At 71.3% G+C, this 12,232-nt stretch carries 10 protein-coding genes and 1 pseudogene; 6 read left to right on the top strand and 5 right to left on the bottom strand.

Going from position 1 to position 12,232, the window contains the following annotated elements:
* The first annotated feature begins 24 nt into the window (after positions 1–24).
* The 5 genes from OIE51_RS01935 to OIE51_RS01915 all read left to right on the top strand — a co-directional run bounded on the left by OIE51_RS01935 (position 25) and on the right by OIE51_RS01915 (position 4,522).
* Entirely contained in the window at positions 25–1,233 is a 1,209-nt protein-coding gene (locus OIE51_RS01935) for a cytochrome P450 (protein WP_326594998.1), read from the top strand.
* A gap of 10 nt (positions 1,234–1,243) precedes the next feature.
* Entirely contained in the window at positions 1,244–1,438 is a 195-nt protein-coding gene (locus tag OIE51_RS01930) for a ferredoxin (RefSeq protein WP_326594996.1), read from the top strand.
* A gap of 74 nt (positions 1,439–1,512) precedes the next feature.
* Positions 1,513–2,262 (top strand): thioesterase II family protein, encoded by a 750-nt coding sequence (locus tag OIE51_RS01925; RefSeq protein WP_326594995.1) that lies wholly within the window; start codon positions 1,513–1,515, stop codon positions 2,260–2,262.
* Complete coding sequence (locus OIE51_RS01920; protein ID WP_326594994.1) at positions 2,259–3,506, top strand: MFS transporter; 1,248 nt, start codon at positions 2,259–2,261, stop codon at positions 3,504–3,506. The genes OIE51_RS01925 and OIE51_RS01920 overlap by 4 nt, the downstream gene beginning before the upstream one ends.
* A gap of 50 nt (positions 3,507–3,556) precedes the next feature.
* Positions 3,557–4,522: a beta-ketoacyl-ACP synthase III gene (locus OIE51_RS01915; protein WP_326600460.1), complete on the top strand. Its 966-nt coding sequence runs from the start codon at positions 3,557–3,559 to the stop codon at positions 4,520–4,522.
* Between the two features lie 127 nt (positions 4,523–4,649).
* Here OIE51_RS01915 and OIE51_RS01910 read toward each other — a convergent pair whose 3' ends face one another.
* Positions 4,650–5,510, bottom strand: a complete 861-nt coding sequence (locus OIE51_RS01910; RefSeq protein WP_326594991.1) for a 3-hydroxybutyryl-CoA dehydrogenase — start codon at positions 5,508–5,510, stop codon at positions 4,650–4,652.
* Between the two features lie 91 nt (positions 5,511–5,601).
* Positions 5,602–6,270, bottom strand: a complete 669-nt coding sequence (locus OIE51_RS01905; protein WP_326600459.1) for a TetR family transcriptional regulator — start codon at positions 6,268–6,270, stop codon at positions 5,602–5,604.
* 159 nt (positions 6,271–6,429) lie between these two features.
* Here OIE51_RS01905 and OIE51_RS01900 point away from each other — a divergent pair, with 159 nt between their 5' ends.
* Positions 6,430–7,584, top strand: a complete 1,155-nt coding sequence (locus OIE51_RS01900; protein ID WP_326594989.1) for an acyl-CoA dehydrogenase family protein — start codon at positions 6,430–6,432, stop codon at positions 7,582–7,584.
* A 232-nt stretch (positions 7,585–7,816) separates the two neighbouring features.
* Here OIE51_RS01900 and OIE51_RS01895 read toward each other — a convergent pair whose 3' ends face one another.
* The 3 genes and pseudogenes from OIE51_RS01895 to OIE51_RS01885 all read right to left on the bottom strand — a co-directional run bounded on the left by OIE51_RS01895 (position 7,817) and on the right by OIE51_RS01885 (position 12,160).
* A complete protein-coding gene (locus OIE51_RS01895) occupies positions 7,817–9,094 on the bottom strand; it encodes a metallophosphoesterase (RefSeq protein WP_326594987.1) in 1,278 nt (425 codons plus the stop codon).
* A 425-nt stretch (positions 9,095–9,519) separates the two neighbouring features.
* A pseudogene (locus OIE51_RS01890) lies at positions 9,520–9,747 on the bottom strand (response regulator transcription factor); the annotation flags it as partial.
* A gap of 178 nt (positions 9,748–9,925) precedes the next feature.
* The gene (locus OIE51_RS01885; RefSeq protein WP_326594985.1) at positions 9,926–12,160 is read right to left on the bottom strand and encodes an MMPL family transporter; all 2,235 of its coding nucleotides are present in this window, start codon (positions 12,158–12,160) and stop codon (positions 9,926–9,928) included.
* Between the last annotated feature and the right edge of the window lie 72 nt (positions 12,161–12,232).

The raw sequence follows: 12,232 nt of genomic DNA, 5'->3' as shown, positions 1-12,232 counted from the left end.
GACCCAGGCAAAGGACGTACTGCGATGACCGAAGCGGTCTGCCCCTTCACCAACGGCTTGCCCACGTTCCGGGAGCGCCCGCTCGACCCGCCCGAGGTGTTCGCCCGCACCCGGGCCGAGCGGCCGATCACCCCCATGACCTTCCCCGACGGCCACCGGGGCTGGCTGGTCACCGGATACGACCAGGCCCGCGCGATCCTCGTCGACCCGCGCTTCAGCTCCCGGGGCTCCCTCAAGCACCTGGCGTTCCCCTCGGACCGCGCGGCCGACTTCGACCTGGAAAAGGACATGCCGCCGGGCCAGTTCGAGCACATGGACCCGCCGGACCACACCCGCTACCGGAAGCTGCTCACCGGCCAGTTCACCCTGCGCCGGATGAAGCTGCTCGCCCCCAGGATCGAGCGCATCGCCGCCGACCACGTCGAGGCGATCAAGCGCAAGGGACCGCCCGCCGACCTGGTGCGGGACTTCGCCGTCCCCATGTCGGCCCAGGTGATCTGCGAACTGCTCGGCATCCCGGTCGCCGACCAGGAGCGGTTCGAGGCCGACTCCGCCAAGCTGCTCAGCCTCGACGTCACCCCCGAGCAGGCGATGGGCGCGCTCGGCAACATCGTCGGCCTCCTCGGCGAGCTGGCGGCCCGCAAGCAGGCCGAGCCCGGCGACGACCTGCTCAGCGGCCTGGTGGCCGGCGGCGAGCTGTCCCACCCCGAGCTGATCGGCGTCGCGCTCCTGCTGCTCGTCGCCGGCCACGAGACCACGGCGAACATGCTCTCGCTCGGCACCTACACCCTGCTGCGCGAGCCGGAGCAACTGGCCGCGCTGCGCGCCGACGAGTCCCTCGTCGAGGGCGCCGTCGAAGAGCTGCTGCGCTTCCTGACCATCGTGCACATCGGCGTCCAGCGCACTCCGCTCGAAGACATCGAGATGGACGGCGAGGTCCTCAAGGCCGGCGAGACCGTGCTGCTCCACCTGCCCAGCACCAACCGCGACCCGAAGCGCTTCCCCGACCCCGACCGCCTCGACGTCACGCGCCGCGCCATCGGCCACCTGACGTTCAGCCACGGCATCCACCAGTGCCTCGGCCAGCAACTCGCCCGCATCGAGCTGCGGATCGGCTACAGCACCCTGCTCCGCTCGTTCCCCGGACTGCGCCTGGCCGAGCCCGTCGAGGCGATCCCGATGCGCGACAACATGACGATCTACGGCGTGCACCGGCTGCCGGTGGCCTGGTGAGGAGAGCGGCATGCGCATCCAGGCCGACACCGGACGCTGCGTCGGCGCGGGCATGTGCGCCCTGACCGCGCCCGACCTGTTCGACCAGTCCGACGAGCAGGGGACCGTCGTCCTGCTCGACCCCGAGCCGCCGGCCGGTGGCCGCGACTCGGCCAGGGAAGCGGTGGAACGCTGCCCCTCCGGCGCCCTGACCCTCGCGGAGTGAGCACGGGGCCGCGTCGCGCGCCGGGCCGGGCACCCGGCCCGGGATCCCGGGCCGAGAACCGAAGGAGACCGCACGTGGACAACGCATGGCTCGCCTGGCGCGAGCCGGCGGAGCAGACCGGCTTCCGCCTCTTCTGCCTGCCGTACGCGGGCGGCGGCGCGTCCGCCTACCGGGCCTGGGGCGATCTCGCTTCCGGCCGGATCCAGGTCTGCCCGCTGGAGGTCCCCGGCCGGGGCCGCCGCCTGGCCGAGACCCCGTTCAACCGGCTCCGGCCGCTGGTCGGCGCCCTCGCGGACGCGCTGCGGGCACACCTGGACCGCCCCTTCGCGATCTTTGGCCACAGCATGGGCGGCCTTCTGGCCTTCGAGCTGACCAGGACGCTGCGCCGACGCGGCTGGCCGCTCCCCGAGCACCTGTTCGTCTCCGGGGCCGCGCCGCCCGACGTGCCGCGCACCCGGCCGCCCGTGCACGCGGCCTCCGACGAGGAGGTGAAGGCGGAGCTGCGCCGCCTCGGCGGCACCCCCGGGGAGCTGCTGGACGACGACGAGGTGATGGAGCTGATGCTGCCCACCCTGCGGGCGGACTTCTCCGTCCTGGAGACCTACGAGTACCGCGCGGAGCCGCCGCTGCCGGTGCCCATGACCGTTTTCGGCGGCACCGCCGATCCGCTGGTGGCGCCGGCCGCGCTGCACGGGTGGCGCCGCCAGGCCGGCGCCGGGTCCCGGTTGGAGCTGCTGCCCGGCGGCCACTTCTTCCTCCACCCGGCCGCCGCCGACGTCGTGACGACGGTCTCCGGCACCCTGTGCCCGGAGGTCGTGACGTGACGGTGTCGGAGGCCGCCGGGCCGGTGGAGACGGCGGGCGGCGGCCGGTTCGGGCTGGGACCGCTGCGGCAGCGGGGCGTGCGCCGGGTGCTGGCGGCGGAGTTCGTCTCGTCCCTCGGCACCCAGATGACCACCTTGGCACTGCCCTGGTTCGTGCTGGTGACGACCGGCTCGCCCGCCCGGATGGGCCTGGTGTTCGTCATCCAGATCCTGCCCATCGCCCTGTTCGGCCTGTCCGCCGGGATACTCGTGGCCCGGTGGGGCGCGCTGCGGATCACCGTGGTGGGCGACCTGGCCAACGCGGCCCTCATCGCCTCGGTGCCGCTGCTGCACATCGCCGGGCTGCTGCCGTTCTGGACGCTGCTGCTGATCGTCGCCGGCACCGGGACCGTGGCCGCCGCCTACTTGCCCGCGCAGCGCCTGCTGCTGTCCGAGGTGGTGGGCGACGACCCAAGCGCCGCCATGGCCGGCAACGCCTTCTTCGAGACGGCCACGTCGGGCGCCCGGCTCATCGGCCCGGCGGTCGCCGGCGGCCTGATCGGGCTGATCGGCACGCTCAACGTGCTCTGGATCGACGCCGGCACCTTCGTAGTGTCCGCACTGCTGCTCCTGGGGCTTCCCCGGCGGGCGGCGGCGGCGCCCCCCGAGTCGTTCACCGGGGAGATGAAGGCCGGGGTCCGGTACATGCTCCGGGACAAGGTGATCCGCACGCTGTCGATCGCCGCGCTCGGATACGGGCTGCTGATGCCGTTCGTCCTGCTCTCCCTGCCGGTCCTGGCCAAGGTCCGCTACGACGCGGACCCACACGTCGCGGGCGCGCTGCTGGCCGCGTGGGGCGGCGGCACAGTGGCCGGCACCCTGGTGGTGGCCACCCTCGCGCGCCGCGTCGCCCCCGTCGTGCTCGGCTCCATCGGTGGCGTCGGCGTGGCACTGCCGCTGTGGCTGATGCCCCTGGACCAGCCCGCCGTGACGGTCGCGCTGGCGGTCGCGGCCAGTTGCGCGTTCCTGCCCGCCATCACCGCGCCCGCCATCACCCTGATGACCACCCGGCCGCCGGAGCATCTGCGGCCCTACGTCATGCCGGTGTTCGCCACCGCCGCCATGCTGGCCGGCCCGCTCGCCTACGCCGCCGCGGGCCTGCTCTTCGAACGGTTCCGCCCCGGGCCCGTCCTCCTCGGCGTCGCCGCCGGCGCGTCCCTGTGCGCCCTGCTCCTGCTCAGCCTCACCCGACACCGCGCCGACTGAAGCACCCGCGACCGCGCGGGGACCGATCATCTGGAGGACCCGTGGTTCCCCTGGCAACTGGATCCAAAATCCTGTCGCTCGGCCATTACCAGCCGGCGCGCGTGCTCACCAACGACGAACTGGCCACCATGGTCGACACCTCCGACGAGTGGATCCGCTCCCGGGTCGGGATCGCCACCCGTCGGCTGGCCGCCTCCGGCGAGACCGTCGCGGACATGGCGGGAGCCGCCGCCGCGAAGACCCTCGCCCGGGCGGGCATCGACGCCGCGCAGGTCGACCTGGTCGTCGTCGCCACCTGTACCGCCGTGGACCGCATGCCGAACATCGCCGCGCGCGTCGCCCGTCACCTGGCGATCCCCGCGGCGGGCACCTTCGACGTGAACGTCGCCTGCTCCGGCTTCTGCTACGCGCTGGCGACGGCCGACCATGCCATCCGCGGCGGCGCGAGCCGCACCGCGCTGGTGGTGGGCGCCGACAAGATGAGCGACTTCCTCGACTGGGAGGACCGCTCCACCTGCGTCATCTTCGGCGACGGCGCCGGCGCCGCCGTCCTGACGGCGGCGGAGACCGAGGAGACCGTCGGCGTCGGCCCGGTGGTGTGGGGCTCCGACCCCGAACGCGGCCCGGCGATCGCCCTGGAGACCACGGGCCCCGATGGCCCGCCCGCCCTGTTCCGCCAGGACGGCGGCGTGGTCTACCGGTGGGCGACGCGCTCCCTCACCCCGATCGCGCGGCAGGCGTGCGAGCGGGCCGGCGTCGACCCCGCCGACCTGGCCGCGGTCGTCACCCACCAGGCCAACCTGCGGATCATCGACATGATCGCCCACCGGCTCGGGGCCTCCCGGGCGATCGTGGCCAGGGACGTGGTCGAGTCCGGCAACACCTCAGCGGCCAGTGTGCCGCTGGCCCTGTCCAAGCTGGTCGAACGCGGCGAGGTCACCAGCGGCGCGCCCGTGCTGCTCCTGGGCTTCGGCGCCGGCCTCGCCTACGCCGCCCAGGTCGTCCGCTGTCCCTGAGAGGGGCCGGTCCGGGCGGGCGGGTCGGTTCTCCGACCGCCCCCGCCCGGCCCGCCCCGGGCGGGTGAGCACGAGATCGACGTGCCCCTCGGCGAGCGGTGCCCTCACCCATCCGCACTCATGTCCGTCAGGCGTAGGAGTAGAAGCCCCGGCCGGTCTTGCGGCCCAGCCGCCCCGCCGCGACCATCCGGCGCAGCAGCGCGGGGGCGGCGTACAGCGGCTCCTTGAACTCCTCGTACATGGACTCGGCCACGGCCTGCGCGGTGTCCAGACCGATCAGGTCCAGCAGCCGCAGCGGTCCCATGGGGTGGGCGCAGCCGAGCTCCATGCCCCGGTCGATGTCCTCGGGGCGGGCCACGCCGGACTCCATCATCCGGACGGCGGACAACAGATAGGGGATGAGCAGCGCGTTGACCACGAATCCGGACTGGTCGGCCGCCTGGATCGCCTCCTTGCCGAGCTGGTCGGCGGCCAGCCGGGTCGTGCGCTCGACGGTGTCCTTGCTGGTGGTCAGCGCGGGGATCAGCTCCACGAGCCGCTGCACGGGCACCGGGTTGAAGAAGTGCATGCCGATCACCCGGTCCGGGCGCTGGGTGGCGACCGCCAGATCCACGATCGGGATGGAGGAGGTGTTGGTGGCCAGGATGGCGTCCGGGTCGGCGACCGCCTTGTCCAGGGTGCGGATGACGTCGGTCTTGAGCCCGGGGTTCTCCGCGACGGCCTCGATGACGAACTGACGGTCGGCCATGTCCCCGAGGTCGGCGGTGAAGCTCAGCCGGGAGCGGGCCCCTTCGCGCTCCTCCTCGGTGATCTTGCCCCGGCCCAGCGCGCGGTCGAGGGAGGCGGCGACGCGCTCGCGCCCGGCGTCGGCGGCCTCGGGGGTGGCCTCGGCGACCAGGACCTCGATGCCCCGGAGGGCGGCGACCTCGGCGATCCCGGAGCCCATCAGGCCACAGCCGACGACACCGAGACGAGATACGGATTCCATGGGTTCTCCGTGGTGTTGGGGAAACGCGCGGTCGCGCGGCCGGAGCCCGGCGGAATCAGCATATGGCACTGAGTGCTGAAACAGAACGCACTCAGTTCCCTTCTGGTGGGTGCCCCTTCCCGGCCGCGGCCTCGATCTCCTGGACGACCCGCCACATCGGCACCCCGCGTCGGGAGACCACGACCACCACGTCGTCGGGTGCCTCGGCGGACCCGAACGACTCCCGCACGAAGGCCAGGGCCTCGTCCGTGGCGGTGCCGGCGTCTCCTTCCGCGCCCGAGCGCAGCCAGGAGCGCAGCGCGTTGTTGTGCGCGGCGACCACGGCGGCGGCGATCACGTCGGCCCGCAGCGTCCCATCGGGGCGGCCGGCGAAACGGGCCCGCAGGTATTCGGCGAGGGTGCGCTCGTACCGCCAGACCACGGACAACTCGTGCGCGCGCAGCCCGGGGACCTGCTTGGTCAGCCGGTAACGCTGCACTGAGAAGACCGGGTTCTCCGCGTACATGCGCAGCACCAGGCGGGCGGCCTCGCAGACCCGGTCCACCGGGGCGCCCTCGTCCGGGGCGGTGCTCAGCAGCCGGGTCATGTCGGCCAGGCACCGGTCGTGGTCGGGGAAGACCACCGTCTCCTTGGCGGGGAAGTAGCGGAAGAAGGACCGCCGGCCGACGCCCGCGAGGGCGGCGATGTCATCGATGGTGGTCTGCTCGAACCCGCGCGCCAGGAAGAGCTCGAACGCCGCCTCGACGATGGCCTCCCGCATCGGCGGCTTCGGTGTCCCGTTCCCCGTCTCCTGCCTCCGGCCGCGCGTCTCGCTCATGAGGGGAACATAACACCGGAGATGACGTGATGGCACTCAGTGTGCATAATTGAGGGTACTGAGTGCCATCCTTCCGTTCCCTCGTCACACTGGAGCCTCACGATGAACCAGGCTTTCGATCTCTTCCGTCCGGCTGAGGAGCACGATTTGCTCCGGGAGTCGGTCCGTGCGCTGGCGGAGGCGAAGATCGCGCCGTTCGCGGCGGAGGTGGACGAGGAGGGGCGTTTCCCGCGGGAGGCGCTGGACGCGCTGGTGGCGAGTGATCTGCACGCGGTGCATGTGCCGGAGGAGTTCGGGGGTGCGGGGGCGGACGCGCTGGCGACGGTGATCGTGATCGAGGAGGTCGCCCGCGTCTGCGTGTCCTCCTCGCTGATCCCCGCCGTCAACAAGCTGGGCTCCCTCCCCGTCGTCCTGTCCGGCTCCAAGGAACTGAAGGCCAAATACCTCGCGCCCCTCGCCGCCGGTGAGGCGATGTTCTCGTACTGCCTGTCGGAGCCGGACGCCGGCTCCGACGCGGGCGGGATGAAGACGCGGGCGGTGCGGGACGGCGACTCCTGGGTGCTGAACGGGGTCAAGCGGTGGATCACCAACGCGGGAGTCTCGGAGTTCTACACGGTGATGGCGGTGACCGATCCGGAGAAGCGGACCCGGGGCGGGATCTCGGCGTTCGTGGTGGAGAAGTCCGACGAGGGCGTCTCGTTCGGGGCGCCGGAGAAGAAGCTCGGCATCAAGGGCTCCCCGACCCGCGAGGTTTACCTCGACAACGTCCGCATCCCCGCCGACCGGATGATCGGCGACGAGGGCACCGGCTTCACCACCGCGATGAAGACCCTCGACCACACCCGCATCACGATCGCCGCCCAGGCCCTCGGCGTGGCCCAGGGCGCTTTGGACTACGCGAAGGGGTACATCCGGGAGCGGAAGCAGTTCGGGAAGCCGGTGGGGGATTTCCAGGGGATCCAGTTCATGATCGCGGACATGGCGATGAAGCTGGAGGCGGCGCGGCAGCTGACGTACGCGGCGGCGGCGAAGTCGGAGCGCGGGGACGCGGATCTGACGTTCTTCGGGGCGGCGGCCAAGTGCTACGCCTCGGACGTGGCGATGGAGGTCACCACGGACGCGGTCCAGCTCCTGGGCGGGTACGGCTACACCCGGGACTACCCGGTGGAGCGGATGATGCGCGACGCCAAGATCACCCAGATCTACGAGGGCACCAACCAGGTCCAGCGCATCGTCATGGCCCGCAACCTCCCCTAGATGATCAATTCCCCTCACGGCAGTGCTCACCAGCGACCCGCGCGGGGCGCGGACGAAGGCGTCCCCCCTCGCCCGGGGCGAGTCGCTCAGAAAGCTGGAGGGGCAGTTGGCCGACCATGCGGCAGTCCCCGACTTCACGTGACGACGCCGAACCTGACCTGGGCGGCGAGGAGCGGCGGCACCTACGCTGGTGCCGCCGCTCATTGCGCATCGTGCCTCCAGCACTCGTCTCTCACGCCCCGCGTAGTTCGATCACCGTGATGTCGGGTGGTGCTCCGACCCGGATGGGCGGGAGGGACGCTCCGACGCCGCGGGAGACGTAGAGCTGTGTGCGGTCGATGGTGGCCAGTCCGGCGGTGACGGGCTGGGTCAGTGGGACGAGCAGGTTGCCGGGGAAGAAGGCGCCGCCGTGGGTGTGGCCGGACAGCTGGAGATCGACGTTGTGCCGGGCTGCTTCGTGCACCTGGACAGGTTGGTGTGCGAGCAGGACGACGGGGTGAGAGGGGTCGCGGTCGCCGAGGGCTGTGTCGTAGTCCGGTGCGTCGCGATGCTGTTCGCCTTCGATGTCGGTGACGCCCGCGAGATCGAGCGTTCCGCCGCGGTGCTTGATCAGTGAGCGGGTGTTGCGCAGGGTGGTGACGCGGAAGCCGGCGAGTGTGTCGATCCAGGCGTCGATGTCGTGGCGGTAGTCGTGGTTGCCTGTCACGAAGAAGGTGCCATGGGTCGAGGACAGGCGGGTCAGCGGCTCCGCGTGCGCAGCCAGGTCTTCGGCACTGCCGTCGGAGAGATCTCCCACGATGGCGACCAGGTCGGGAACCGTGTCGTTGATCATGCGCACCATGCGTGTGGTGTGGGCGCGTCCGAAGAACGGCCCGAGGTGGAGGTCGCTGGCCATGGTGATACGCATGCCGTCGAGTGAGGGGTGCAGTCGGCGCAGCGCCACCGGCACGGTCTTCACGTCTGGTGCTCCCAGCCCGCGGCGGAAGCCGTAGCTGGTGGTGGCCACGGCGGCACCGGTGGCGAGCAGCGCGACCGAGCGGGCCAGAACGAGACGACGGTCCACCATCCGCGGCGTGTCCTCGATCGGCCGAGGACACGTACGGTCCGGGCTGGGAGCGCTGGCGGACTGTGCCTGGTGGACGACCGGTGCCTGAGGGGCCCGCGCAGGGGCTGCGGGACCGGATCCGGTACGCCGTCGCAGCGCACGCGACGAGAGGCGTACCGGAATCTCCAGGACGACGAGGATCATCATGAGGTAGGCGGCGACGCTGACCCAGACGAACGTCGGCCAGGCCAGCCAGGCGATGTGCGCCGGATTGGCGTACTCGGCGGCGACAACTCCTGTGGGGACCAGGACGGTGAGAGCCACCGCCGCGGCCTGTCCTGCACGGCGCAGCCGGGCGGATGCCGTGACGTCTTTGACGAGCCGCAGGTAGAGGTAGCGGTGTCCGGCGGCCGAGACGACGATGCTGGCCGCGATGACGGTGGCTTCCTGTATGAGGGTGCTCATGCCGCTGCCTTCGTCGGTAGGAACGGACTGTGGACGAACCGTCTGCTGCGGCCGGTGGGAGCGATGATTTGGGGCATGGCGGCGAGGTACTCCGGGAGGATTGCCGGGTGGTGGAGAAGTGAAGAAGCGGTGGTAGCGGACATGCTCGGTCGGACAGCACTGTGTCCGGCTGGACGGCCAGGTACGGCGGCAGATCGACGGGCGGCTGATGGCCGGACGGCTCGCGCTGGCACGACTGAAGCTCCCGCAGGCCGTCCACCGGCTCGGCCCGGGCGATCAGGCAGGCATGACGGGGCGGCTCGGTATGTCACCGCGGTCGGCGTCCCGGGTGGTGGACGCCCTGGAGGGCCACGGTCCGGTGCGCGGCAGCCCCCGGTGGTGTCGGGCAGCGTCACACGGGGGCGGTGCGTGTCCGTCCGGACGTGTCAGTGGGAGCGGGCCATGCCCACGTCGTAGGCGAAGATGACGGCCTGCACGCGATCACGTGCGTTGATCTTTCCCAGGATGCGGCTGACGTGGGATTTGACCGTGGACTCGGCCAGGTGGAGGTGGGTGGCTATCTCGGCGTTGGACCATCCGGTGGCGACGGCGGTGAGGACTTCGCGTTCCCGGTCGGTCAGGTCGGCCAGCTGGCGTCGCTGCTCCCGGCCGCGGGGTCGCTGGTCAGTGACCGCGGAAGCCGGGACGCGTGCGAGGAAACAGTGCGTGCGGGCTCTTCGGCGGTGGGCTCGGTCATGGCAGGTTCAGGCATTTTCACTGTTCGGGCAGGCCGCCCGCCAGCCCTCGGGGGAGTGGGCCGGCGGGCGGGGTCGAGGTGTGCCGGGCGTGTGCCTACCCCAGGGGAGCAGGCGCCGCCGGCTCCTGGTCGGACGGCGCGGGAACGGACATCTGACGGTCGCGTTCGGCCAGGGCATGACGCAGTTTTTCCCCCTCGACGTCCACGTTGGGCAGCAGGCGGTCGAGCCAGCCGGGAAGTGCCCAGGCCCGCTCGCCGAGCAGGGTCATCACCGCGGGCACGAGGGTCATGCGGACGACGAAGGCGTCGAAGAGGACAGCGGTGGCCAGGCCCATGCCGATGGACTTCACCAGGACGATGTCGTCGAGGAGGAAGCCGGCGAAGACCGAGATCATGATGACGGCGGCGGCGGTGACCACGCGGGCGCCGTGCCGGAATCCGGTGACGATCGCCTCGGTGGGGCCGGCGCCGTGGACGTATGCCTCGCGCATGCCGGAGACGAGGAATACCTCGTAGTCCATGGCCAGGCCGAAGACGACACCGATCAGCAGGATCGGCAACAGACTGACGATGGGCGCGGTCTCGTCCACGCCGAAGACGTCCTTCAGCCAGCCCCACTGGAACACGGCCACCAGCACGCCGAGGGTGGCGACCACGCTGAGCAGGAAGCCCGCTGCGGCCTTCAGCGGGACCAGCACCGACCGGAACACCAGCAGCAGCAGGATCAGTGCCAGACCGACGACGATGGCCAGGTAGGGCACCATCGCCTCACCGAGCTTGGCGGAGACGTCGATGTTGACAGCGGTCGTGCCGGTCACCATCACGCGCGTGCCGTTGTCCTCCTCCACCGCGGCACTGCGGTCACGTATCTCGGCGACCAGGTCGACCGTCTCCTGGCTGGTGGGTGAGCTGCCCGGCACCGCGGTGAGCAAGGCGACATCACCGGCCTCGTTGAAGACCGGAGGCCGCACAGTGACGACGTCCGTGAGACTGTCCAGCATCGCGGAGGTATCCGTCGCCGCGGCCTCCGCGTCGTCACCGTCCCGCGCGTCGACGACGACGGTCAGCGGGCCGCTGAAACCCGGCCCGAAGCCCTTGCTCAGCGTGTCGTAGGCCACGCGCTGTGTACTGCCGGGAGCGGCCATGCTGTCGTCCGGCAGGGTCAGCCGCAGCGACAGCGCGGGTACGGCCAGCACGCTCAGGCCGACGACCGAGGCCAGCAGCATCTTCCAGGGATGCCGGGTGACGAAGCGGCCCCAGCGCACGCCCATCGTGACGCGCCGGTCGCGCTGCGCGGCGCGCATACGCCGCGTGGTCAGGCGCCCGCCTGCCACACGGTTGCCGGCGAAACCCAGCGTGGCCGGCAGCAGGGTGAGCGCGACCAGCACGGCGACGGTGATGGCGAAGGCCGCGGCCAGGCCCATGGTGGTGAGCATCGCGATCCCGATGACGCTCAGCCCCGCCAGCGCGATGATGACGGTCAGGCCGGCGAACACCACGGCCGAGCCCGCGGTGCCCAGGGCACGTCCGGCGGCTTCCTCGGGCTGATGCCCCGCCCGAAGCTCCGTGCGGTAGCGGGAGACGATGAACAGGGCGTAGTCGATCGCCACCGCCAGCCCCAGCATGAGCGCCAGGGTCTGCGCGTTGGAGGCCATGTCGACGAACGACGAGGCGACGGTGATGCCGCACAGGGCGATACCGACGCCGACGATCGCGGACAGCAACGGCAGCCCGGCCGCGACCAGCGAACCGAAGGTGATGACCAGGACGAAGGCGGCGACCAGCAGGCCGATCAGCTCCGCGGCGTTGCTCTGCTCCTCCTCCAGCACCGCGTCGCCGCCCAGGCTGACGTTCAGGCCGGCCTGCTCGCCCCGGTCCGCCACCTCGTGCAGGGCGTCCGACGCGGCAGAAGTGATATCGGCCTGCGGGACGGCATAGGTCACCTGGGCGTAGGCGATGCTGCCCGAGGAGCTGACCAGGCCGGCGGTGAAGGGATCAGCGACGCTCGCCACCTGCGGCGCCTTCTGCAGGTCGGCGATCAGGGACTCCACCAGTGGCTTGTGCGCGGCGGACGTCACCTTCTGCCCGTCCGTGGCCTCGATGACCACGCGGGCTGTGGCACCGGAGGCCGATGCCTGGGGGAACTCCTTCTCCAACAGGTCGATGGCCTGCTGCGACTGGGTGCCGGGAAGGGTGAAGTTGTCCGTCGTCGTGCCGGACACACTGCTGGCGCCGATGCCCGCGGCGATGAGCACCGCGATCCAGGCCAGCAGCACCAGTCGGCGCCGCCGGAAGGCGAGCCGGCCGAGCCGGTAGAGAAAGGTGGCCACGAGAATTACTCCCACAGGGAAGAAGAAAAGGATGTAAAAGGGGCAGACATGACAGGCGCCGCGGACAAACGT

Origin of the sequence: Streptomyces sp. NBC_01803, assembly GCF_035917415.1 — a bacterium.
Taxonomy (GTDB): domain Bacteria; phylum Actinomycetota; class Actinomycetes; order Streptomycetales; family Streptomycetaceae; genus Streptomyces.
This window is presented reverse-complemented; position numbering and strand designations above follow the sequence as displayed.

What these genes read in the sequence shown, in the direction of transcription:
- OIE51_RS01930 (WP_326594996.1), top strand. Translation starts at nt 1,244, where the DNA reads ATGCGCATCCAGGCCGACACCGGACGCTGCGTCGGCGCGGGCATGTGC.
- OIE51_RS01935 (WP_326594998.1), top strand. Translation starts at nt 25, where the DNA reads ATGACCGAAGCGGTCTGCCCCTTCACCAACGGCTTGCCCACGTTCCGG.
- OIE51_RS01905 (WP_326600459.1), bottom strand. Translation starts at nt 6,270, where the DNA reads ATGCGGGAGGCCATCGTCGAGGCGGCGTTCGAGCTCTTCCTGGCGCGC.
- OIE51_RS01910 (WP_326594991.1), bottom strand. Translation starts at nt 5,510, where the DNA reads ATGGAATCCGTATCTCGTCTCGGTGTCGTCGGCTGTGGCCTGATGGGC.
- OIE51_RS01895 (WP_326594987.1), bottom strand. Translation starts at nt 9,094, where the DNA reads ATGAGCACCCTCATACAGGAAGCCACCGTCATCGCGGCCAGCATCGTC.
- OIE51_RS01900 (WP_326594989.1), top strand. Translation starts at nt 6,430, where the DNA reads ATGAACCAGGCTTTCGATCTCTTCCGTCCGGCTGAGGAGCACGATTTG.